General features: G+C 38.3%; 24 protein-coding genes. 12 read left to right on the top strand and 12 right to left on the bottom strand.

Features of this window, described 5'->3' with window-relative positions; genetic code table 11:
* Window positions 1-23 precede the first annotated feature (23 nt).
* From AEA09_RS14335 to AEA09_RS14325, 3 genes are all read right to left on the bottom strand, one after another.
* Window positions 24-818, bottom strand: coding sequence for a serine/threonine protein kinase (locus AEA09_RS14335; RefSeq protein WP_053584511.1), 795 nt, complete (start codon window positions 816-818; stop codon window positions 24-26).
* Window positions 819-1129: 311 nt separating this feature from the next.
* The gene (gene rnjA, locus AEA09_RS14330) at window positions 1130-2797 is read right to left on the bottom strand and encodes a ribonuclease J1 (RefSeq protein ID WP_053584722.1); all 1668 of its coding nucleotides are present in this window, start codon (window positions 2795-2797) and stop codon (window positions 1130-1132) included.
* Between the two features lie 5 nt (window positions 2798-2802).
* Entirely contained in the window at window positions 2803-3012 is a 210-nt protein-coding gene (locus AEA09_RS14325; RefSeq protein ID WP_053584510.1) for a DNA-dependent RNA polymerase subunit epsilon, read from the bottom strand.
* A 443-nt stretch (window positions 3013-3455) separates the two neighbouring features.
* Here AEA09_RS14325 and AEA09_RS14320 point away from each other — a divergent pair, with 443 nt between their 5' ends.
* Window positions 3456-4226 carry a Cof-type HAD-IIB family hydrolase gene (locus tag AEA09_RS14320; protein WP_053584509.1) on the top strand — a complete coding sequence of 257 codons (771 nt, stop codon included), beginning with the start codon at window positions 3456-3458 and terminating at the stop codon, window positions 4224-4226.
* Window positions 4227-4338: 112 nt separating this feature from the next.
* On the opposite strand, the gene def is transcribed toward AEA09_RS14320, so the two are convergent.
* Complete coding sequence (gene def / locus AEA09_RS14315; RefSeq protein WP_053584508.1) at window positions 4339-4896, bottom strand: peptide deformylase; 558 nt, start codon at window positions 4894-4896, stop codon at window positions 4339-4341.
* Between the two features lie 380 nt (window positions 4897-5276).
* On the opposite strand from def, the gene pdhA reads away from it, so the two are divergent.
* From pdhA to AEA09_RS14290, 5 genes are all read left to right on the top strand, one after another.
* The gene (gene pdhA / locus AEA09_RS14310; RefSeq protein WP_053584507.1) at window positions 5277-6392 is read left to right on the top strand and encodes a pyruvate dehydrogenase (acetyl-transferring) E1 component subunit alpha; all 1116 of its coding nucleotides are present in this window, start codon (window positions 5277-5279) and stop codon (window positions 6390-6392) included.
* A 3-nt stretch (window positions 6393-6395) separates the two neighbouring features.
* Window positions 6396-7373 carry an alpha-ketoacid dehydrogenase subunit beta gene (locus AEA09_RS14305; RefSeq protein WP_053584506.1) on the top strand — a complete coding sequence of 326 codons (978 nt, stop codon included), beginning with the start codon at window positions 6396-6398 and terminating at the stop codon, window positions 7371-7373.
* Between the two features lie 25 nt (window positions 7374-7398).
* Window positions 7399-8715, top strand: coding sequence for a dihydrolipoamide acetyltransferase family protein (locus AEA09_RS14300; RefSeq protein WP_053584505.1), 1317 nt, complete (start codon window positions 7399-7401; stop codon window positions 8713-8715).
* 4 nt (window positions 8716-8719) lie between these two features.
* The gene (gene lpdA / locus AEA09_RS14295) at window positions 8720-10135 is read left to right on the top strand and encodes a dihydrolipoyl dehydrogenase (protein ID WP_053584504.1); all 1416 of its coding nucleotides are present in this window, start codon (window positions 8720-8722) and stop codon (window positions 10133-10135) included.
* Between the two features lie 268 nt (window positions 10136-10403).
* A complete protein-coding gene (locus AEA09_RS14290; RefSeq protein ID WP_053584503.1) occupies window positions 10404-11186 on the top strand; it encodes an SDR family NAD(P)-dependent oxidoreductase in 783 nt (260 codons plus the stop codon).
* Between the two features lie 43 nt (window positions 11187-11229).
* Here the strand turns inward: AEA09_RS14290 and AEA09_RS14285 are convergent, their stop codons facing one another.
* The 5 genes from AEA09_RS14285 to AEA09_RS14265 all read right to left on the bottom strand — a co-directional run bounded on the left by AEA09_RS14285 (window position 11230) and on the right by AEA09_RS14265 (window position 16639).
* Window positions 11230-12756, bottom strand: coding sequence for a tripartite tricarboxylate transporter permease (locus AEA09_RS14285; protein ID WP_053584502.1), 1527 nt, complete (start codon window positions 12754-12756; stop codon window positions 11230-11232).
* Window positions 12757-12773: 17 nt separating this feature from the next.
* Complete coding sequence (locus AEA09_RS14280) at window positions 12774-13250, bottom strand: tripartite tricarboxylate transporter TctB family protein (protein ID WP_053584501.1); 477 nt, start codon at window positions 13248-13250, stop codon at window positions 12774-12776.
* 52 nt (window positions 13251-13302) lie between these two features.
* Window positions 13303-14331: a tripartite tricarboxylate transporter substrate binding protein gene (locus AEA09_RS14275; protein WP_053584500.1), complete on the bottom strand. Its 1029-nt coding sequence runs from the start codon at window positions 14329-14331 to the stop codon at window positions 13303-13305.
* Window positions 14332-14460: 129 nt separating this feature from the next.
* Window positions 14461-15150 carry a response regulator gene (locus AEA09_RS14270; RefSeq protein ID WP_053584499.1) on the bottom strand — a complete coding sequence of 230 codons (690 nt, stop codon included), beginning with the start codon at window positions 15148-15150 and terminating at the stop codon, window positions 14461-14463.
* Window positions 15116-16639, bottom strand: a complete 1524-nt coding sequence (locus AEA09_RS14265) for an ATP-binding protein (RefSeq protein ID WP_245622849.1) — start codon at window positions 16637-16639, stop codon at window positions 15116-15118. Before AEA09_RS14265 ends, AEA09_RS14270 begins: the two co-directional genes overlap by 35 nt.
* A gap of 483 nt (window positions 16640-17122) precedes the next feature.
* Here AEA09_RS14265 and AEA09_RS14260 point away from each other — a divergent pair, with 483 nt between their 5' ends.
* Window positions 17123-17530 (top strand): CidA/LrgA family protein, encoded by a 408-nt coding sequence (locus AEA09_RS14260; RefSeq protein ID WP_053584497.1) that lies wholly within the window; start codon window positions 17123-17125, stop codon window positions 17528-17530.
* On the top strand, window positions 17523-18200 hold the full coding sequence (locus tag AEA09_RS14255; RefSeq protein WP_082332659.1) for an LrgB family protein: 678 nt from the start codon (window positions 17523-17525) through the stop codon (window positions 18198-18200). Before AEA09_RS14260 ends, AEA09_RS14255 begins: the two co-directional genes overlap by 8 nt.
* Window positions 18201-18367: 167 nt before the next feature.
* Here the strand turns inward: AEA09_RS14255 and AEA09_RS14250 are convergent, their stop codons facing one another.
* Complete coding sequence (locus AEA09_RS14250) at window positions 18368-19837, bottom strand: aminotransferase class I/II-fold pyridoxal phosphate-dependent enzyme (protein WP_053584496.1); 1470 nt, start codon at window positions 19835-19837, stop codon at window positions 18368-18370.
* A gap of 145 nt (window positions 19838-19982) precedes the next feature.
* Here AEA09_RS14250 and AEA09_RS14245 point away from each other — a divergent pair, with 145 nt between their 5' ends.
* Together AEA09_RS14245 and AEA09_RS14240 are read left to right on the top strand one after the other, a co-directional pair.
* Window positions 19983-20942 (top strand): NAD(P)H-dependent flavin oxidoreductase, encoded by a 960-nt coding sequence (locus AEA09_RS14245; RefSeq protein WP_053584495.1) that lies wholly within the window; start codon window positions 19983-19985, stop codon window positions 20940-20942.
* Window positions 20943-20962: 20 nt separating this feature from the next.
* Window positions 20963-21250 (top strand): UPF0223 family protein, encoded by a 288-nt coding sequence (locus AEA09_RS14240; protein WP_053584494.1) that lies wholly within the window; start codon window positions 20963-20965, stop codon window positions 21248-21250.
* 525 nt (window positions 21251-21775) lie between these two features.
* Here AEA09_RS14240 and AEA09_RS14235 read toward each other — a convergent pair.
* Entirely contained in the window at window positions 21776-22402 is a 627-nt protein-coding gene (locus AEA09_RS14235) for a YktB family protein (RefSeq protein ID WP_053584493.1), read from the bottom strand.
* Between the two features lie 124 nt (window positions 22403-22526).
* Here AEA09_RS14235 and AEA09_RS14230 point away from each other — a divergent pair, with 124 nt between their 5' ends.
* On the top strand, window positions 22527-22724 hold the full coding sequence (locus AEA09_RS14230) for a hypothetical protein (protein ID WP_053584492.1): 198 nt from the start codon (window positions 22527-22529) through the stop codon (window positions 22722-22724).
* Window positions 22725-22866: 142 nt separating this feature from the next.
* Complete coding sequence (locus tag AEA09_RS14225) at window positions 22867-23661, top strand: inositol monophosphatase family protein (protein ID WP_053584491.1); 795 nt, start codon at window positions 22867-22869, stop codon at window positions 23659-23661.
* 48 nt (window positions 23662-23709) lie between these two features.
* Here the strand turns inward: AEA09_RS14225 and AEA09_RS14220 are convergent, their stop codons facing one another.
* Window positions 23710-23895, bottom strand: a complete 186-nt coding sequence (locus AEA09_RS14220) for a DUF5325 family protein (protein ID WP_053584490.1) — start codon at window positions 23893-23895, stop codon at window positions 23710-23712.
* Window position 23896: the final 1 nt, after the last annotated feature.

Below are 23896 nucleotides of genomic sequence, written 5' to 3'. Positions count from 1 at the left end.
TGCGAAGTAACAGATAGAATTGTTCACAAGTAAAGCTGAACAATTCTATTTTTTTTTGGTAATGCATGCAATGCTTCTGTAGCACTTTGTAAGGGTTCGTTGATGCATAGCAATCGCTCAAGGTAACACGTGACATCCGCTGGCAGTGAAAGTTCTTCCTGCCAGCTTTTTTCTTTATGTGAAGTCGGTTTGTAAGTCGAGTAAAGTAAAAATAATAAAAAATGCCCGACAAAGTATAAGTCGCTAATATGATTTTCAGCTCGCTTTGGATTACGAATAGAGGCGAAATTGACCTCTTTCATATAGGTAGCGAGCCCGAAGTCGATGATATGGAGATTGCCTTCTACAAGTAGGATATTAGGGATACGTAAATCTCGGTGTACGATGCCTTTGTTATGTAAGGTGATGATATGGGTTAACAACTGTTCCAGAATCGTAAGTGCTTCAGAAGTTGTAAATACTTGCCCATCCTGAAAAATTAGTTGTTCGAAAGTTTGCCCATCTAAATAGGCCATCACAAAAAACGGTATGTTTTGAATTCTACCTGTCATCTTAATAGAAGGGATGAAGGTCATTGCTAATTGTTCGAGCATTTGAATTTCCTGCATAAACTTATGCCTAGTTTTTTTATTGTGAAGGTGCTTAGGGCGTAAACATTTCAATACATACTGATCTTCGGAAGAAGTCTCTTCAATTAAGTAAGTGCGACCATATGAGCCGTAGCCAAGTAAGTTGATAAATGTGAAATCAGTATGCTTTGTAATATAGTGTTGAACTTCCTGATCGAACTTATTTTCACGTGATTTTTGCCACCACATTAGCTGCTGAAGAAGCTGTTTGAGCTAAAGAAGGTACGTGAGCTTTTACGATGGCCGCTTTTATAATGTTTGTGACCATAATGATTATGACGCTTTGAATATTTGCGTCTACTGCTTGATGAATGGCGTCGATGACTTGATGATGTACCTTTTAATAAGGATTTAATGATTTTACCTAGCATAAAGTCGCTCCTTTATTGTGTTTGTATTACTATATACGAAAAAAAAAATAAGAGGTTTCGTTATTTCTAAAATAAAATATAAAAAAGAAGCTACGCGAATTTTGCGTAGCTTCTTCGATTATAGAAGAGTTATACTTCCATAATTATTGGTAAAATCATAGGGCGACGTTTAGTTTTCTCAAATAGATAAGGTCCTAGAACGTCTGTAATTTCATTTTTCAGTTCAGTCCATTGTGGCGTTTTGCCTTGAATTGAACCGTTTAAATGACGATTTAACATTTTTTGCGCTTCGTTAATCATTGTACCTGATTCACGCATGTAGACGAATCCACGTGAAATAATGTCTGGTCCAGAAACCATTTTCTGTTGTTGCGTGTCCACGCTAACGACAACGATTACTAAACCTTCTTCAGAAAGAATGCGGCGATCGCGTAAAACGATATTGCCAATGTCTCCAATACCATTACCGTCAATATATACATCGCCAGAAGGGATGCGACCGGTAACATTTGCTTCATTAGTACTTAAGGCAAGAACGTCCCCATTTTCCATAATGAATGTATTTTCAATTGGTACATCACAATTCTCTGCTAAATGCGTATGCATTTTTAACATACGGTATTCACCATGAATAGGCATGAAAAATTTAGGTTTCATTAGACGTAACATCAGTTTTTGTTCTTCTTGAGAACCATGACCTGAAGTATGGATATTATTGAGTGCACCGTGTATAACCTCAGCGCCTGCACGGAATAATAAGTTGATAATTTTATTTACGCTTACTGTATTACCTGGTACCGGTGAAGATGAGAAGATTACAGTATCGCCAGGTTGGATTTGAATTTGACGATGTGTACCGTTTGCAATACGAGAAAGTGCTGCCATTGGCTCACCTTGAGAACCTGTACATAAAATCATTACTTCATTGGCTGGTAGGCGATTAATGCTTTGTGCATCAATGAATGTATCCTTGGGTGCATTAATATAGCCAAGTTCGCGACCGATGGTAATAGCATTATCCATTGAACGACCAAATATGGCAATTTTACGACCGTATTTTATTGCTGCGTCTGTAGCCTGTTGTAGACGATGGATATTTGACGCAAACGTTGCGAAGATGATACGACCATCCACTTTGCGGAAAATGTCATCAATGCTTTTACCAACAGTTCGTTCAGACATTGTAAAGTTAGGTTTTTCAGCGTTTGTACTATCAGATAGTAAACAAAGTACTCCGTCACGGCCGATTTCAGCCATTTTTGTTAAGTTGGCTGGTTCACCTACAGGCGTAAAGTCGAATTTAAAGTCACCTGTATGCACGATGTTTCCGGGTGGTGTTTTAACCACAACTCCGTAAGCATCTGGAATACTGTGTGTAGTTCTAAAGAAGCTGACAGATGTTTTTCGGAATTTAATAACATCTTCTTCTTTAATTTCAATTAGCTTTGTTGTACGTAGAAGGCCGTGTTCTTCTAGTTTATTACGTAGTAAACCGAGTGCTAGCTTACCACCGTATACTGGAATATTTACTTGGCGTAGTAAGTAAGGAATTCCGCCGATATGATCTTCGTGTCCGTGCGTAATAAATAGCCCTTTGATTTTATCGACATTGCGTACCAAATACGTATAATCTGGAATTACATAGTCGATACCAAGTAAATCGTCTTCTGGGAATTTAATGCCGGCATCAATTAAAATAATTTCGTCTTGAAATTGAACGCCATAAGTATTTTTGCCGATTTCGCCCAGTCCGCCGAGCGCGAAAACAGCTGCTTGGTCATTCTTAACAAACTTCATGTTTGTCAAATTTCCTCCAAGACAAAGTTCGGACTAGCTTGTTCGTAATCTAGGTAGTTACCTTCAAGCAGTTGAATGAACTCAATGTTGTAATCACGGTCTTGTAACTTTTGACGTACTTCGCGCTCTGAAGTAGCTTCAAGATATAGACTTTTAGTGTTTTCGCGAACTGGAATGTCATTTGCTTTTTCTTGATAATAAACTTTGTAAATCATGGTTTACTCTCCTTTATTTGCGTACATTATTATTGCATATTAACCTATTACCACACACGTTCTACAAGAAAAAATCGCGAATTTCTAGTATAATGTTATAGAAATGAGCGTTTGACTTTCTTGTACCTCATTACTTAAATTGTTCAATTCTCAACAATGATAAGTAACGAGACAGTGGTTGCGCATAGGCAAATAAATGCATTTCCTTTATATTATCACGCAGCTACTCTAAAATAAAGAAAAGCCCTTCAAATAATGAAGGGCAAATGTTAGGCAATTGATTTTTTACCGAGTAGGCCGCGAAGTTGCTTTAACAATTTTTGTTTAAGTTTCTTCATCATGGCACATCACTCCTTAGGACCATTATATTGAAAAAAATGTTATTTGTAAAGTAATTATCCTTCATTTTCGAAAATTCGAATGATTCAGAAAGGAATTGTCCAATGAGAAAAATATTATTTTTTGATGTAGATGGAACACTTTATAATAGTTCAAAACAATTACCTGATTCGGCGAAAGCTGCATTACTAGAAGCGCGTAACAATGGATATGAACTGGCAATTGCGACAGGACGTGCACCGTTTATGATTCAATCATTACTTGATGAACTTGACATCAATACGTATGTGACGTTTAACGGGCAGTATGTTGTTTACCAAGGTGAGGTTGTCTACGCTGGTGGCATAGAAAAAGAAATTTTGGGTCAGATTATAGCTTTTGGTGAAGCGCGTAACGAGCCAGTCGTTTTTCTTGATGACAAGCAGATGATTGCTTCTATTGGTGACAATGATAAGGTTGCTGAAAGTTTAAATACGTTAAAATATCCGTACCCTAATCTCGACTCTTCTTATTATATGCAGCATGATGTCTATCAAACACTTATATTTATGGAGGAGAAAGATGAAGAGTTGTATCGTAAAACTTTCCCAGATGTACAATTTGTGCGTTGGCATAAGTATTCTTGTGACATTTTGCCAAAAGGAGGTTCAAAGGCTGCTGGTATCGAGAAGTTACTTGCCAAGATGAACTTGACAATGGATGATGCAATTGCCTTTGGTGATGGCTTGAATGATGTCGAGATGTTAGAGGCGGTTGGTGTCAGTGTAGCTATGGGGAACGGGCACGACAAAGCGAAGGCAGTCGCTACACATATTGCAGATCACGTAGATGCGGATGGCCTTGCGAAAATAATGCGACAGTTAAAAATTATTTAATATAGTAGTTTATGTGAAGTTATATCGGTGTGGAATTTAAAACGCGTTCCTACCCATTTCTTAAATAAAATGAAAAGCCATCATGTATAGTCTGCTATACATGATGGCTTTTTTAGTCGCGATCATATGGTATGGAATTTGGTACTTCAGCATATGGATTTTTCTCGTTTATGCGATCATAGAACATTACACCGTTTAAATGGTCTAATTCATGTTGGAATGCGATAGCGGCTAGTCCTTTTAGGCGCATTTTTTTCTCTTCGCCGTCAACTGTTTTAAATTTAACTGTAATACGCGCATGTCTCGGTACATATCCGGGAACATTACGGTCAACTGAAAGGCATCCTTCACCAGCAGTGAGATATGTGCTTTCAACAGAATGGCTCACAATTTTTGGGTTAATGGCAGTAAAGCTTACTTGTTCGCCGCTATCATCTTTTAAATGTAGTGCAAACATACGGTGCAAGCTATTTACTTGGTTGGCAGCTAAGCCGATACTACCACGTAAATTATATTTTTCAATCATTTCGGGGTCTTGGCTATTTTTTACGTATTGTAGTAAATCCTCAGCTAATTGTTTAGTCTCTTCAGATAAAGGGAATTTTACTTCTACAGCTTTTGTGCGTAACGTCGGATGGCCTTCACGAATAATATCATCCATTAAAATCATTTGTAGATCTTCCTTTCGATCACTCTGTGCGTTTTTTACTAGTATACCTCACTTTTTAAAGCATTCAATGAAAAATGACTTCGATAAATTATTTTCTATTCGTGATAACTTTGGACGATTCGGGGTAATCTACAATTGTATTTTCTGTCCAGAAACGTAATGGTGTTGTGGAGAAAGTGAGTTGTTGTAATACAGATTATATTTACTTATGGTACAGAATGGAACAGTATATGATTAGTTTTTTTAAAGAAAAATGTTTGTTATCATACGTATTATTTGATTGACCGACAATATTTTATTCAGTATACTGAGTGCTAAGAAGTAGTTGTACTATTGAAAAAACGATTTATTTTAATACAGTTGAAAGGGAGATGTGACTTATGAGCAAGAAAAACAATAATATGTTTGATCCAAAACAAACGCTAGTTGAAATTGAAGAAAAATTCGAAATGTTTCAAATACTGAATGAGGACGGAGAAATTGTCAATGAACAAGCTGATCCGAAATTATCGGATGAAGAGTTAGTAGAATTAATGACTCGTATGGTTTATACACGTATCTTAGATCAACGTTCAATCTCTCTGAATCGACAAGGTCGTTTAGGTTTCTATGCACCGACAGCTGGTCAAGAAGCTTCACAATTAGCATCCCATTTTGCTTTAGAAAAAGAAGACTGGATTTTACCAGGTTATCGTGATGTTCCACAAATTGTATGGCATGGACTGCCACTTGAGAAAGCGTTTTTATTCTCACGTGGACATTTCGTTGGAAACCAAGTTCCTGAAGGTGTAAACGTTTTAGCACCACAAATTATTATTGGTGCACAATACATTCAAACAGCTGGGGTGGCACTTGGTCTTCAAAAGCGCGGTAAAAAAGCAGTAGCTGTTACGTATACAGGTGATGGTGGTTCATCACAAGGAGATTTCTACGAAGGTATTAACTTTGCAGGTGCGTTTAAATCACCAGCAATTTTCATCGTACAAAATAACCAGTTTGCGATTTCAACACCACGTGAATCGCAAACAGCAGCAAAAACGCTTGCTCAAAAAGGTGTGGCGGCCGGTATACCGAGTATTTTAGTAGACGGAATGGATGCGCTTGCAGTTTACGTAGCAACACGTGATGCGCGTGAGCGTGCAGTTAACGGTGAAGGTCCAACTTTAATTGAGACAATGTGTTACCGCTATGGCCCACATACAATGGCTGGTGATGATCCGACGCGCTACCGTACATCAGATAAAGATAGTGAATGGGCATTAAAAGACCCGTTAGTCCGCTTCCGTAAATATTTAGAAGCAAAAGGTTTATGGGATGAAGCGAAAGAAGAATCTGTGATTGAGCGTGCTAAAGAAGAGATTAAAGAAGCTATTAAAAAAGCAGATGCAACGCCAAAACAAACAGTAACGCAATTAATGGATAATATGTATAAAGGCGAAATGCCTTCGAACTTAAAAGAACAGTATGAAATCTATAAAGAGAAGGAGTCGAAATAACCTATGGCACAAATGACAATGATTCAAGCAATTACAGATGCACTTCGCGTGGAATTAAAGAACGATGAAAACGTTCTTGTATTCGGAGAAGATATAGGCGTTAATGGCGGGGTATTCCGAGCAACTGAAGGCTTACAAAAAGAATTCGGTGTGGATCGTGTATTCGATACACCGTTAGCTGAATCGGGTATTGGTGGCTTAGCAATCGGTCTTTCTCTACAAGGTTACCGCCCTGTACCTGAAATTCAATTCTTTGGCTTCGTTTATGAAGTGATGGACTCAATTAGTGGTCAATTAGCACGTATGAGCTATCGTAGCGGAGGCGTGTATAATGCACCAGTAACAATTCGTTCACCATTTGGTGGTGGGGTACACACACCAGAAATGCACTCAGATAGCTTAGAGAGCCTAATGACTGCTCAACCTGGTTTAACAGTGGTTGTGCCATCAACACCATATGATGCAAAAGGTTTATTAATTTCATCTATTCGTAATGATAATCCAGTTATTTTCTTAGAGCACTTAAAATTATACCGTTCGTTCCGAGAAGAAGTGCCGGAAGAAGCTTACACAATTCCGCTTGGTAAAGCAGATGTGAAGCGTGAAGGGAAAGACTTAACAATTATCGCGTATGGCTTAATGGTTCATGAAAGTTTAAAAGCGGCGGAAGAATTAGAAAAAGAAGGTCATTCCGTAGAAGTCATTGACTTACGTACAATTCAACCACTTGATATTGAAACAATTATCGCATCTGTCGAAAAAACAGGGCGTGCAATCGTTGTACAAGAAGCACAAAAACAAGCAGGAATTGCAGCGAATGTTGTTGCTGAAATTACAGAGCGTGCCATTTTAAGTTTAGAAGCACCAGTACTACGTGTTGCAGCACCGGATACAGTGTACCCATTCCCACAAGCTGAGGGCGTATGGTTACCGAACTTCAAAGACGTAATGGAAACAGCAAAAAAAGTTTTAACATTCTAAAGGCAAAGAGAAAGGAATGGTTTAAATGGCATTTGAATTCCGATTACCAGATATTGGGGAGGGCATTCATGAAGGAGAAATTGTGAAATGGTTCGTCAAAGCTGGAGACACAGTAAAAGAAGACGACATTCTTTGTGAAGTTCAAAACGATAAAGCAGTGGTAGAAGTTCCGTCTCCGGTAGATGGGAAAGTTGAAGAAATATTAGTAGGCGAAGGTACAGTTGCAATTGTAGGTGATGTCTTGATTCGGTTGGATGCTCCAGGTTACGAGGATTTAAAACTAAAAGGTGATGATCATGCGGCTGCGAAAGCTGAAGCGCAAGTACAAGCACCAGAAGTTGAAAAAGCACCAGTAGCAGAAGCTGCACCTGCACCTGCACCTGTAAAGGAAGAAGATAAAGATACAACTAAACGTGTAATTGCCATGCCTTCAGTTCGTAAATTTGCTCGTGAGCATGATGTCGATATTCACATGGTAGCAGGCACTGGAAAAAATGGTCGTATCTTAAAAGAAGATATCGAGAATTTCCTAAATGGTGGTGGCGTAGCGCAAGACGTTGACGCATCAACTGCAACAGGGGAAATGACGGTAGAACATGAAGCATCAACTGTAGCAGCACCGGTCGTACTTGAAGGTGAATTCCCTGAAACACGTGAGAAGATGTCTGGCATTCGAAAAGCAATTGCAAAAGCAATGGTACACTCGAAACAAACTGCTCCGCATGTTACACTAATGGATGAAGTTGATGTAACAGAACTTGTGGCACATCGCAAAAAATTCAAAGAGATTGCTGCTGAAAAAGGCGTGAAATTAACGTACTTACCATACGTAGTGAAAGCGCTTGTGTCCATGTTACGCGAATTCCCAGAATTTAACCGTTCATTAGATGATGCGACACAAGAAATTATTCAAAAGCATTACTACAATATCGGAATTGCTGCAGATACAGAAAAAGGCTTACTCGTACCAGTTATTAAACATGCAGATCGCAAATCGGTTTTTGCAGTATCTAATGAAATTAATGAACTAGCGACAAAAGCACGTGATGGCAAACTTGCACCACATGAAATGAAGGGTGCATCAATGTCTATTACAAATATCGGTTCAGCAGGAGGACAATGGTTTACACCAGTAATTAATCATCCTGAAGTAGCGATTTTAGGAATTGGCAGAATTTCTGAAAAACCTGTAATAAAAAATGGTGAAATTGTAGCTGCACCTGTGTTAGCATTATCATTGAGCTTTGACCATCGTATGATCGATGGAGCCACTGCACAAAATGCTTTAAATCACTTGAAGCGTTTGTTAAGTGAGCCAGAATTATTATTAATGGAGGCGTAACAAAATGGTAGTAGGAGATTTCCCAATCGAAACAGATACTCTTGTCATTGGTTCAGGTCCTGGAGGATACGTAGCTGCAATTCGTGCAGCTCAAACTGGCCAAAAAGTAACAATCGTCGAAAAAAATGTACTAGGTGGCGTGTGCTTAAACGTAGGTTGTATTCCATCAAAAGCATTAATTTCAGTTGGTCACCGTTTTGAACAAGCTAAACATTCAGATGACATGGGTATTATCGCTTCTGATGTAAAATTAGACTTTTCAAAAGCACAAGCATTCAAAGACAGCGTTGTCAAAAAATTAACTGGCGGTGTTGAAGGCTTACTTAAAGGCAATAAAGTTGAAATCGTACAAGGTGAAGCTTACTTCGTTGATGCTCATTCAGTACGTATCATCAATGGTGAATCTGCTCAAACTTACACGTTCAATAATGTAATTTTAGCAACTGGTTCTCGCCCTGTTGAAATTCCAACATTCAAATTCACTGATCGCGTACTAAGCTCTACAGGTGCACTTTCTTTACAAGAAGTTCCTGGTAAATTAGTCGTTATTGGAGGCGGTTACATAGGTACTGAGTTAGGTTCTGCTTATGCAAACCTAGGTGCTGAAGTAACAATTATTGAAGGCGGAAAAGATATTTTAGCAGGCTTTGAAAAACAAATGACTCAAATCGTGAAAAAAGGCCTTAAAAAGAAAGGCGTTGTAATTGAAGTAAACGCATCTGCTAAAGGCGTTGAAGAAACAGAGAATGGCGTAGTCGTAACGTATGAAGTTGGCGGAGAAGAGAAAAAAGTTGAAGCTGACTACGTATTAGTAACGGTTGGCCGTCGTCCGAATACAGACGAAATGGGCCTTGCTGAAGTTGGTATCGAATTCGGCGAGCGTGGTCTCATTAATGTCGACAAACAATGCCGCACAAATATTCCGAATATTTATGCGATTGGTGATATTGTTGCTGGACCGCAACTTGCACATAAAGCATCTTACGAAGGTAAAATTGCTGCTGAAGCAATTGCTGGCGAAAAATCGATTGTGGATTACTTAGCAATTCCTGCTGTATGCTTCACAGATCCAGAAATGGCAACTGTAGGTTACAATGAAGAACAAGCAAAAGCAGAAGGCATTGAATATACTGCAGCTAAGTTCCCATTTGCTGCAAATGGTCGTGCACTTGCACTTAACCAAACAGATGGCTTTGTGAAGCTTGTTGCACGTAAAGAGGACGGTTTATTAATCGGTGCTCAAATCGTAGGTGCTGGTGCATCCGATATGATCGCTGAAATGGGCTTAGCTATCGAAGCAGGCATGACTGCTGAAGATATCGCTCTGACAATTCACGCACACCCAACTTTAGGTGAAATTACAATGGAAGCTGCTGAAGTATTACTTGGCAACCCAATCCATATCGTAACGAAAAAATAAAAGAATACTTATGTAAGGCTACAAAGCAAAAGTGCTTTGTAGCCTTATTTTTATAGCATCTAAAATTAAAGATTCTTAGGTATTATGTCAATTTTTGAAGCTGTTTTTGGTATGGAGTTCTTCCAATCATTTTAGTAATAGAGGGTAATTGGACCTTAACCAAATTTATCTCCTCTTTTCTTTTTATATGAATGATTGTAGTAAAAATACTAGATAGCATATAAGATAGTATTATAAATATTCTAATAATTCAGTAGGGGTGAAGAGAATGGAATTGGGATTACAAGGTAAAGTAGCGATCATTACAGGTTCAAGCAAAGGGATAGGTTATTATACGGCAATGCAACTTGTGAAAGAAGGGGCGAAAGTTGTTCTTTGTGCACGTGGGGAGAAGCAGTTACAAGTTGCGGCTGCTTGCATTAAAAATGAAACTGGTGAAGATGTATTAATTGTACCAACAGATATTATGAAAGAAAAAGACTGTAAGGAACTGATTGAGCGCACAGTATCACATTTTGGACGGCTTGATATTTTAGTAAATAATGCTGGTACGGCATCAGCGAATCCATTTGAATCTGTTAGCAGTGAGTTATGGCAAGCGGATTTAGATTTGAAAGTGTTTGGTGCAATTCATTGTTCAAAATATGCCGCGCCCCATATGCGTCAAGTTGGTGGGGGTGCGATTGTCAATGTAACGGCTGTAATGGCTAAAACACCGCCAGCAAGTTCATTGCCCACAACAGTTAGTAGGGCTGCGGGACTTGCGTTAACAAAGGCGATGAGTAAAGATTTGGGGAAAGATAATATTCGTGTGAATTCTGTCTGTATCGGGCTTATTCGAAGTGATCAAATCGAGAAAAAGTGGAAATCTGAAGCGCCAGATCTAACTTGGGCAGAGTACTCGCAAAAAGTGGGGCAAAACATTCCTTTAGGGCGAGTTGGAGACACTGAGGAAGCAGCGAATGTCATTACGTTTTTAGTATCAGATGCTGCGAGCTATGTTTCGGGCACAGCTGTTAATATCGATGGTGGTTCAGGCCACGCTTTATAAATACATAAAAGAGTGAAGAGAAATCGGTTCTCTCCACTCTTTTTTATGCTTCTTCGTTGATAAGAACATTTTTACCGCGCATCTTCATGAAAATTGGCACGAGTAACCAAGATACTGCCACAATTAGAAATACCAATGATAATGGTTTAGTTACGAAAATTGAGAAATCACCATTGGAGATCGTTAGTGCACGACGCATATTATTCTCGATCATCGGTCCCAAAACAAGTGCAAGTACTAGGGGGGCTACTGGATAGTCGTTTTTAGCGAAAAGGTAACCAAGTACACCACAAGCAAGTAATAAATACAAATCAAATGTTGTATATTGCACTGCGTAAACACCGAAGAACGATATAGCTATAATAATAGGTAATAAATATTTTTTAGGCGTTTCAATAACTTTTGCAAACACACGCACAAGTGGCATGTTTAATATTAATAACATTAAGTTACCGATAAACATACTTGCGATTAAACCCCAAGCAACCTCAGGATGCTCATCAAATAATAACGGACCTGGCTGAATATTGTACATAATAAGTGCGCCCATTAAAATAGCAGTAGTACCCGAACCAGGAATACCTAATGTTAATAATGGAATCATTGCACCACCTGATGCTGCGTTGTTAGCTGATTCTGGCCCAGCTACACCAGCAATATGGCCTTGACCGAATTTCTCGGGCGTTTTACTGAATTTTTTCTCGGTAATGTAAGAAAAGAATGAAGCAAGTGTTGCTCCTGCACCAGGTAAAACACCGATAAAAAACCCTAAAAACGAGCCACGCGCAATTGGTATCGCACTATCTTTTAAATCTTGTTTTGTTGGTAAAATACGATTAATCTTCGCGATTTGACCGTCATCATCGTCTTTTTCAAGAATGGTTTTGAATACCTCACCTAAGGCAAATAAGCCGACAGCGATTGTCAAAAACTCAATTCCAGAGAACAGCATTGGTTGACCAAATGTAAAACGTTCGATACCAGATACAGCATCGATCCCAACCGTACCAAGCATTAAACCAAGAACTGTCATGATTAACGCTTTTGTAATTGAGCGTCCAGCAAGTCCACTAACTGCTGCAAGTCCTAATAACATTAAAGAAAAGTATTCGGCAGGACCGAATTTAAGTGCAATACTTGATAATGGCTTTGCTAATAGAACAAGACCAAGCAATGAGACGATCCCCGCGCAAAACGAGCCAATCGCCGCAATAGAAAGGGCACTACCAGCACGACCTTGTTTCGCCATTTGATAGCCATCTAGTGTTGTAACAACAGAAGAAGATTCACCTGGCGTGTTTAACAGAATAGAAGTTGTTGAGCCGCCGTACATAGCTCCGTAATATACACCGGCAAGTAAAATGATGGAACTTGCAGCGGCGGCTTCAGTTGGAAGTCCTGACGTCAATGTCGCAGTAACTGGAATGAGCAAAGCAACCCCACTCATGGGACCTATTCCAGGTAGTACCCCAACAGCAGTTCCGATAATAACGCCGACGAAAGCGAATAATAAATTTTGCCACTGAAAGGCAACCGCAAAGCCGTCAGCTAAAAATTGCAATGTTGACATGTTTTCACTCCTTTACATTAAAAAGTTGGGAAACTAGGCAAAGAGCCCCCTAGAATAACTGAAAATAAATAATAAATGCCAACTGAAAAAGCAACTGAAATAATGACTGAAGATATAATTTTTCCTCGTTCCATCGTTTGGAAGCCGATTAATAAAAAGATAAAAGTCGTAATCACGTAACCTACTATTTCTAGGAAGAATACATAGGCAAGTGCGCTCACAAATAATAACAAAAACTTCTTTATTTCAATGGAAGATGTCTTTGAAGGTGTTTCTGGACCTTTTGCTAATCTTGCTTTTACAGCCTGTCTCCAAGTCTCATAAAAGAGACGTAAGCTAAGTAATACCAGTACAATACCCAAAGCTAATGGAAAGGTTTTAGGCCCCACTGCAGATCCATATGCACTATCAGAAATTTGTGTTGCTTGTGCGATAAATAAAATACCAATGATGAATAATACAATACTCGTCATTTTATCGAATGTTTGGCTCAATCGTTTTGCACCTCCTATTGAGAAAAGCGACTATAAAAGTCGCTTTTTTTATTTATTTCTGCATATCTAAAGCTGTTAATAGCTCAACGATTGTTTCATTTTGTTCATCTAAATATTTTGTGAATTCTTCTGCGTTGCGGTACTCACTTTGCCAGCCATTACGCTCTACTTCAGCTTTCCACTCGTCTGTTTCTGACATTGCTTGTAATTTTTCAGACCAGTATGCTACAGCGTCCTCAGACATATTTTTCGGTCCGAAAATACCGCGCCAAATTGTAAACTCTTCATCAATACCCGCTTCTTTAAATGTTGGTACATCAGCTAGTTCACCTTCTAAACGCTCTGAAGAACTTACAGCTAGCACACGTACATCACCTGATTTTACATAAGTAGCAATTGTCGAAGCATCTGTAGCGATTACATCAGCGTTTCCACCTAGAAGTGCAGCAACAGCTTCACCACCGCCATCATAAGAAACATATTTAATCGTTTTTAAATCGATTCCTGATTTAAATGCAGGAATAATTCCTACTAAATGGTCCATAGATCCTGGTGCGGAACCACCAGCTAATGTTACATCTTGTGGTGTTGTTTTCAATGCATTCAACACGTCATCAAGAGTTTTGTAAGGAGAATCATTTTTAACAACGATTGCACCGTAGTCGCGTGTTAATTGTGCTAGAGGAGTCGTATCTTTATACCCAAATTTACTGTTTCCTTCAGCTTTTTCATTATTAATTAAGATTGGTGGTGATTTTACCATTAGCATGTAATCATTATCGGCTTCTTTTGTTGCATAAGTCGCCATAAATACTGCGCCACCGCCACCAGGTTTGTTTTCAACTTGTATTGATTTTTCAATAAGTTTTGTATCATTCATCGTTTTAGCAACTGCACGAGCTGTTAAATCCCAGCCGCCTCCAGCACCAGATGGAGCAACAATTGTTAGATTGTTTTTCGGATAGTCACTTGCTGTTTTTTCTCCCTTGTCCCCAGCATCAGAAGAATCGGATGATGAACAGCCTGCTAAACCAGCTAGTAAAAGTCCAGCTGCTGCAAACTTCGTCAATGTTTTCCACATAAGAAATCCCCCTTATTAAATAAAAATAGTAGCGCTGCATTTGCAAGCGCTACCATAAATTTACCGTATATTTAGACGATAACAATATTATGAGAATAATGTTAATTTGTTTCATTTTGTTCATAAAGTTTATTGGGTGATAAAGTATCGACGTTCTGGACGACCGACTGTTCCATATGTGAGTTCGGTGTGTGCCTGTTTTTGTGTAACGAGAAACTCCAAATATCGTCGAGCTGTTGAGCGGCTGACACCGATGTTTTTACCTAATTCTTCTGCAGTGGTCCCATTCTCGATTATATTTAAATGACTGATTACATGATTCATTGTTGTTGGATCGATGCCTTTTGGTAACAATGGTGACAATTCGATTTTTTCCTTAGATGGTGCTTTAGGCCACAGTTGTTGAATTTTATCCTGTGTGAATTTTTCATTATTTTGTAGTATAGAATGTTTCATGCGGAATTTTCCGATGCTTTCCTTTAACTGCTCGAAAGTAAAGGGTTTTAAAATATAATCCGTTACATTTTTTCGATAAGCGACTTGTACAATATGCGCTTCAGTTGCAGCTGTAATCAATATAATGTTGCTAGATGGTCGCATTTCTTGAATTTTATCAATTAAATCGATGCCGAGTATATCAGGTAAAAATACATCTAATAAAATAAGTTGCGGTGAAAAAGACATGAGCCAGTCAATGGCCTCCTCACCGGTATTTGCACAAGCAATTACATGGAATCCTTCAATTTTTTCTAAAAAGCGACGATGCACGTCAGCAACACGTACATCATCCTCGATAATTAATACTTCTATCGCCTGCATTTTCTACAAATCCCCCTTTGCTAATAGATACAATGAATAAAGCGCCACCTAAATCTCCTTCTCCAAGAGCAAGTGTTCCATTTAAATCGTGAACACTAGAAATAACTTTACGTAAACCATAGCCTCTAAATTTGGAATCTTTTGTCGAAATATTTTCTGAGAAAAGAACTTCCAGTTTTTCTTGTGCCAATCCATTACCTGTATCTTCAACCTCAATTAATATTTCTTCCCCATTATCAAAAATGAAAAGTCTGACTATGGGCGGTCGATCTTTGTTTTTTTCAACTTCTTCAAAAGCATTCGTCAATAAATTTCCCATGATGGAGATAATGAGACTTTTTTCGATGTTTTCAGGTAAAGTTTCTAAATAACTGTCTTCATCGAAAATAAGTTTAACTTTCAATTCACGTGCTCGATTGAAAAAACCAATAATGAGCCCATTTAAAAATGGATCTTTCACATGGTTCCTGATGAACTGAGTTAAAGAAGACTGACCTTGTACCTCTTTATGAATAATAGATAGTGCTTCATCTGAGGCGTTCAATTGAATCAGCCCGGATATGGTATAAAGAATATTGTTAAATTCATGTGTTTGTGCACGTAATGCCTCGGTATATTGCTTTACTTGTGATAATTCAATCGCCAGGTGGTCAATTTCAGATTGCAGTCGAAAACTAGCAACAGCACCAACAATGTTCCCCTTGACCTTCATAGGTACTCGGTTCACTATTACTTCATTCCCATTAATGATCATTGGTTTATCAAGTTGTTTTCTTCCGTCAGTAAGTACTTCAAGAAGGTGCGTGTTTGGAACATGTAGCTCAATACTTTCGCCGATAACCGAATCTTTGTCGGATAAATGTAGAATTTTTGCGGCTGCGTTGTTTAATGTTGTAATCTCACCTTTATGATTGACGGTAATAATTGCTTCTCGTACAGATTCAATCAACGCATTTTTCTCAGTGAAAAGATTTGCGATTTCATTTGGCTCGAGATTGAAAATTTGCCTCTTGATGCTACGAGATAAAAAAATGGAACCAAAAATCCCGATTATTAGTGCAACCATCATAATATAAAAAATATTGTCGAGATATTGCGAAAATAAATTGTCCATCTCACTTGTTAAGTAGCCAATTGACACGACACCGAGAATCGTGCCGTCAGTGTCGAACACGGGCGCTTTTCCTCGGATTGACTCACCTAAGGAGCCTTCCGCAATCGAAATATAAGACTCACCACCTAATAATGCTCGGTCATTGTCGTCACCTACCATTGGTTTGCCAATTCGGTCTGTAACCGGGTGGGAGTAACGAATCCCATCTTCATTACCGATTACTACATATGCCGCTTCAGTTGTGTTCATAATATTTATACTAATTTTTTGAAGTGCTTCAGATGGATTTTCTGTTTTAAATGCAGCTAAAACATCACCGCGATCAGCAGTAGTTTCTGCTAAATAGAGAGCGCGTTTTCCGAGTTGTGTTTGCAAAGCATCGGAAATTGTAAAATAAAATAATATCCCTGCAAAGGTTACAATAATTAGAATAAAAAAACTAATAGAGTAGGAAAATCGCGTTTGTAGTTTTAATGGTTTAATAATAATCTATCATCTCACTTCGTCAATATTGCGAAAATTGTTAATAGTTATTTTCATAGTAACAGTAATTAACTTACATAATCTACGGTAGTTTTAAAAAAATCTGCAATGGGGTGTAAAAGGATTCTCGCTTATAATCCAAGTCGTGGGTTATTTATTTGTTATTGTATTAGGTTGTTTATGAGCATATAGATGTTATTCAAAGAGAATAGCTTCAAAGGATTTATAGATTATGGTGGATTTATCGTTCTTTAAGTGGTGTTTTTGCTATTACTTTTCCAATATTGTAATAGACAGAAAATTTCATCAGATGTAAAATGAACGTGAGGAGGTGAAAAGTGGCAAAAAAATGAACAGGATTTTGCTGCGTTATCAATGAAAATTATTCGTATTATTGTTCAGATTGGTATATTAAATATTTTTTACTACATAGGTGTTGGGATTGTATCATTATTAAACTTACCTCTTCCAGCAAGTGTAATAGGCTTACTACTGCTTGCCATCTCCCTACAATTTAAGATTATTAAAGTAGAGTATATCCAGGATGGTGCTGGCTTTTTAATTGGTGTTTTAACATTGTTTTTCATCCCGGCTACGGTTGGAGTCATCGATTATCCTCAGCTTTGGACGACAACTGGCTTACTCGTAATGCTAGCTGTAACGGTAAGTACATTAATTACGATTTATGTTACAGGTTCAATTAGCCAAGTAATTGAGAAGAAAGAAGCTGCTAAAAAGGAAGCAACTGTAGAAAAAGCGAAAGGGGGAGTCACAGTTGAATGAAATTATCGTAGTACTTGGAACTGTTGGTTTATTTATGCTTTTAACAAAATTTTATCAACGCTTCCCACATCCGTTAACAATTCCGCTAGTAACAACAACTTTAGTAAGTGCATTAACTTTAGTCATTTTTAAAATTCCATACGAAACATATATGGAGGGAGGCGAATGGCTTCAAAAAATGCTAGGACCTGCAGTAGTGGCACTAGCCTATCCTCTATACAATCAACGAACGATTGTTATGAAATATAAGTATTCGATATTGTCAGGGATTTTTATTGCTATGGTGACAGGCTTAATGACCATTTACTTGATGTTGAAATGGATTGGTGCTGATGATAGTTGGATGTTCACAGCGTTACCTAAATCATTAACAACACCTGTTGCTATGCAAGTGAGTGAAACGATTGGTGGAATTGCGCCTTTAACAGCTGTTTTTGTTATGCTAGCAGGTTTTGTTGGTGCCATAATAGGACCTCTTGTTATTAAATATGGCAAGATTGAATCGGCTGTAAGTAGAGGTGTGTCGGTTGGGAGTGCTTCGCATGGTGTAGGGCTTGTGAAATTAAAAGATTACGGAGAACAAGAGTTATCGGTAGGTTCACTTTCGATGGGATTAACGGCTATTGTCGGTGCGTTTCTATGTCCGCTATTTGTATACATATTTATGTAGAAAAAGGAGGTGTCTCAAATGATTATTGAGACACCTCCTTTTAAATTTTCGAATGATAAACCGAATCGTGTGACCAAGAATTTTATGAAGTACTTGTTCACCGTTAAGATTAGTGATTTCAGCTTAACTGAGGCTTCGAGAGTTACTTTAAAGTGAAAATGTCCTTGTTAAATGATTGCTTTACGTTCTTTAATAACACGAATCGTCTGTAAAGTATTATCCTCGGGACCTTGTACAGGGAGCCCAGCTTCAATATTCATTTTAATATATTGAATATTTTCCTCAGTAATTATTTCCCCAGGAATAAATATAGGAATACCTGGCGGATAAACCATGATGAATTCGGCACAAATACAGTTATGCGCTTCGGCAAGTGGTACAACCTCTGTATCTGCATAAAAGGCATCACGTGGTGACATCGCTAGCGCAGGGATTTCTGGTACGGACACATGTGTTTCTTTAATCGCAGCATCCGAGTCGTGCGCCTTTGACATACGTAGTAATGCATTAACGAGTAGGTTCATTTCTTTCTTTGTGTCGCCAAGTGTAACAAGGCATAAAATATTGTATAAATCCGACAGTTCAACCTCGATATTAGCATTATGACGTAACCATTCCTCGGCTTGATGACCTGAAATACCTAAATCTTTTACACTGATAAGTAGCTTTGTCGGATCCATATCAAATGTTGCTGAAGAATGTAATTTCTCTTTACCAACACATGTTAAATGTGGAATTTGATTAATACGTTTACGTGTATCTTTGGATAAGCGGATAGCATCATCGATTAAATCATGGCCATGAATCGCTAGCTGTCGTCGTGCTGTATCTAGTGATGCTAATAATGGATACGACGTGGATGTCGTCGTCAGCATTGAGAAAACAGCTTGTACACGTTTTGCTGAAATACGTCCTTCGCGTAAGTTTAGTATAGAACTTTGTGTCATAGAGCCACCAAGTTTATGGACACTCGTTGCAGCCATATCTGCACCTGCTTGCATCGCTGATAAAGGTAAATCGTCATGGAATTTAATATGTACACCATGGGCTTCGTCTACAACTACAGGAATATTTCGGCTATGTGCAAGTTCGACAATCCGTTTTAAGTCTGCTGCAAAACCGAAGTAAGTTGGATTGATAACAAGTAATGCTTTGGCTTCAGGGTACGCATTCAGCGCTTTTTCTACAGCCTCGGCAGAAATGCCGTGCGAAATTCCGAGCTCACTATCGACTTCTGGGTGAATGAAAATGGGTATTGCGCCAGCAAAAACAATTGCTGACATAATGGATTTATGAACATTCCGTGGTACTAGAATCTTATCACCTGGACCGACGACGGTCAGAATCATCGTCATAATCGCGCCACTAGTACCTTGAACGGAAAAGAATGTATGGTCAGCACCAAAGGCTTCTGCTGCGAGTTCTTGTGCTTCTTTAATCGCACCTTTTGGTGAATGTAAATCGTCTAGTGGAGCAATGTTAATTAAATCGATTGATAAAACGTTGTCGCCGACGAATTCTCGGAAAGCTGGGTCCATTCCACGCCCTTTCTTATGGCCTGGAATATGGAACTGAATTGGATGTCTGTTCCGATGTTTCAATAATACGTCGAACAATGGAGTCTCTAATTGTGACAACGCAGGTACCACCTCACTTTTTTAATATTAAGAAAACAAATGAATTATAGCACCTAACGAGTTGTGTGAATAGACTTATAATTAAAAAATAAAGGAATTTTCTATGAATTTCGAGAAATACTTATTGTAAGAAAGGGGAGATTATATGAATTGGAATACACGAGTGACTGAGTTATTAGGGGTTAAATATCCAATTATTCAAGGAGGATTAGCATATTTAGCGTATGCAGATTTAGCGGCAGCAGTGTCGAATGCAGGAGGACTTGGCCAAATTACAGCAATGAGTTTACGCGATGCAGATTTACTGCGTGCTGAAATTCATAAGGTACGCACACTGACAGATAAGCCATTTGGCGTCAATTTTGCAATTGGTTTACATGGTACAGGCTACGAGGATATGGTGCGTGTTGCAGTAGAGGAAGAAGTGCCTGTTGTCACGATGACAGGTGGCAACCCTGCACCAATTTTCGACATAATGGCAGGGACAAATATAAAAAAATTAGTGCTTGTTGCTGCGCGTAGACAAGCACAAAAGGCTGAAGAGCTTGGTGCCGATGCGGTAATGGTCGTAGGACAAGAAGGTGGCGGTCATCTGGGACGAGATGATGTCGGTACAATGGTACTTGTGCCTCAAGTTGTCGATAGTGTGAAAATACCAGTCATTGCTTCAGGTGGTATTGGTGATGGACGTGGTTGGATGGCAGCGCATGCGTTGGGTGCAGAGGGCATTGAAATGGGTACACGCTTTATTGCAACAAAGGAATGTGTTGATGCTTCGGAGGCTTACAAGGAAGCACTTCTTAAAAGCTCTGAAGCAGACACAACGGTGATAAAACGGTCGATTGGTGCACCAGCTCGGGCAATACGTAGTGAGTTCACCGAGAAAATTTTAGAAATTGAACGTACAACACCGACTTATGAGGCTTTAAAAGATTATATTAGCGGTGAGGCGAATAAGCGGTTTATTTATAATGGAGAGAAGGATGCAGGAATCGGATGGGCAGGACAAGTGACCGGTATGATTCACGATATACCAACGGTGGAAGAGCTTTTAACGCGAATGGTTGCGGAAGCGGAAAGTATCCGGGTAAAATGGAGTCAGTAATGTAAAGGTGGTTTGTCTAAATGGAATATTCATATCCGTTTTCAATTGATTGGTCGACAGAGGAGATTGTTGACGTTATAAAGTTTTTTGAAGGTATCGAGCAAGCTTATGAAAAGGGCATTAAACGTGAAGTGATGATGGCGAAATATCGTCGTTTTAAAGATATCGTTCCCTCTCAAGCAGAAGAAAAAACAATTTTCCGTGAGTTTGAAGAAGCGAGTGGCTATGTGAGCTATCCTGTAATCAAGCAAGCAAAAGAGGCGGCAGATGGTACGACGATTAAGGTTGCTCCAAAGCAGCGTCGTTAAAAAAGTTCTAAAGTTAGTGGTGTTGAGGTTTTTTATGTTCTGTTTAATATCTAAATCTAAGGGAAATGAAAGAAAGTATATATTGAACTAAAGATTCTAGTGAGTAAGCAAGACTGTGGACATTCGAGCTCAGTCGGAACGGAAATAAACCCCAAGTTAAGGTGATGAGCCTGAATATATAATACATACTCATTTATGAGTATGTATTATAAAATTATTATTTTGAATGAGAAGTAGTGCTGTTTTCTAGCACTACTTTTTTTTGCCATTCAAAAAATTATGACAATTTTTAGTCGTATTAATTTTCTCGGATAGGTGTTGTAGGCAGTTTAACGGTCATAGTATGAAAGAAAAGGAAGTTGCATCATCAAGTGATGTGGCAACTTCCTAGGATTTATAAACAATATAAAGGCTTCATTAATTGTAGAGATAGTACCTGTTTTGAAAAATCAAAAAATATTTTTATTTTCCATGTTTGCGGGAATAAAAAAAAGTTAATTACTAAAACTACATAAATATACGCACTTAGTTATTTGTAATAGTGCTGTAAATAGGTAGCAATACATCGAATGTTTCCTCGATCAAACGATGCAAGTCATCAGCAGACAGTTTAATTGCTTGTTCCCGTGGAATATGACGACCCACTAAAAATTCGCCTTTTTTCACATCGCGTAAACGTACAAGTAATTCCTCGAGCTTTTCCTCCTTTGCTTCGCTTAGAGGGATTGCTAAAGGTGACATATGATCACCAGAAACGATGAAATAATTTGGTAATTCATTGAAAAGCGTTTTTTTCGCTAATAATCGTTCCGCAAACATATTTTTTTGAGGAGCTTCATAAATGATTGCTAAAACGATGAATAAATGTGTGCCCCAAAGACCAATCTGAAAATGTGGAAGTGCTTTATAGCCTCTTTTGTAAGGAGCAAAGGCAACCCAACTATCTTTTGGAGGATTGACGGTACGGCGCGCATGCTTTGCTACATGAGCGTGGAATTCTTCCCCTAATTTGCTAGAAAAGTAAGTGGAAAACTCCTCTCCAAGTATATTGAATTTTGGTCGTACTAAGGAAATTAGTGCATCCATTCGTTGTTCTAAGCCATTTATTTGAAAAACATCGAAGTCCTGATTAGTCCATTGTGTTTTTTGCATTTTTAATAATTCCTTTCGGTTTTTAGGTTTATTTTATTAAGTTTTTGGGGAAAAATCTTATTACAGCAACTTTATCGAAAACAATAGGGTTTTGTAAAAAAATAAATTAAAGGAAGTGATTTTTATGAAACAGATCGTAAAAATTATACGTAAAGTTGACATTGAAAAGCAATATAAACACATCTTACAATTAGAGATAGATTATGAATTGTCGTCTTTATTCTCTGCGATGAATGAGCAGAATGAGGGTGAGATTGAAAAAAGTAAAAAGCGACTTGCTGAAATTAGAGAAGAGCTTGAGGGTTTGCACGCTTATGCGTAACGGCAATTATATACCAATTTAAAAATCGCTTGCTGAATATTCCGACAGCAGGTGATTTTTGTCGTTATAAAGAGTAAAATAGAGAATATATCATAATAGATAACGTTATTAGGTATTGGTTCTATTCGAAAGGTGGGTTTTTATGGATTTACAACTTATCGATCAATTTGCGAAAAATATTATTTTTGAAGCTGGAAGACGTATTCGAACAGCATTTACTTACGATTTAGTCGTAGAAACAAAATCAAACGCTAATGACTTAGTGACAAACATTGACCGTGAGACAGAATTATTCTTGATAGAGAAAATTAAATCATTTGATTCGACGCATAAAATAATTGGAGAAGAGGGCATGGGTGAAAAAGTAGATTCATTAGAAGGTGTTGTGTGGATTATTGATCCAATTGATGGAACGATGAATTTTGTGAAGCAACATCGACATTTTATGATTTCGATTGGGATCTTTGTCGACGGTATAGGGAAGCTCGGTTACATATTTGATGTCATGCGTGAAGATTTATTCTATGCAATTGAAGGTGTAGGTGCTTGGTATAATGACTCTCCTTTGCGCAAACTGCAGCCGGTGAAAATTGAAGAGGCAGTGATTGGCATTAATGCAAGTTGGGTAGCGCCCAATCGACATATTCATCATGAAAAAGTCATTGAACTCGTAAGAAAAGTTCGTGGGACACGATCATATGGTTCAGCAGCGATGGAGATAGCTTTTGTCGTGAGTGGGAAGCTAGATGCGTATGTATCTATGCGTTTATCGCCTTGGGATATCGGCGGCGGTACGATCATTGCGAAGGAAGTGGGGGCTATTGCGACAAACCTTCGTGGAGAAGGTTTTGATTTCTTCCATCAAGATACATTTATTATTGCAAATCCGTCTATTCATCAAGAATTACTGGAGAAATATATTGTACAATACGATTAAAAAACGTACCTAGAGAAAGCTACACTTCTCTAGGTACGTTTTTCTTATTTATAAAAGTCCTTGCTCGCGGAATTTACGCTTCATTTTAAATGCTGTCATGAAAACGACACATGTAGCAACAATTCCTGCTAATATACCAAACCAACTACCTAAAGCAACAGAATAACCAATAGCACACATAGCTAAAACAGCCGCCAATGCATAGATGCCCATAACTATTTTCGCACGATTCATA

Source organism: Lysinibacillus contaminans, assembly GCF_001278945.1.
GTDB lineage: Bacteria > Bacillota > Bacilli > Bacillales_A > Planococcaceae > Lysinibacillus > Lysinibacillus contaminans.
Note: the sequence above shows the minus strand (reverse complement) of the source record. Positions and strands in the feature narration are given on the sequence as shown.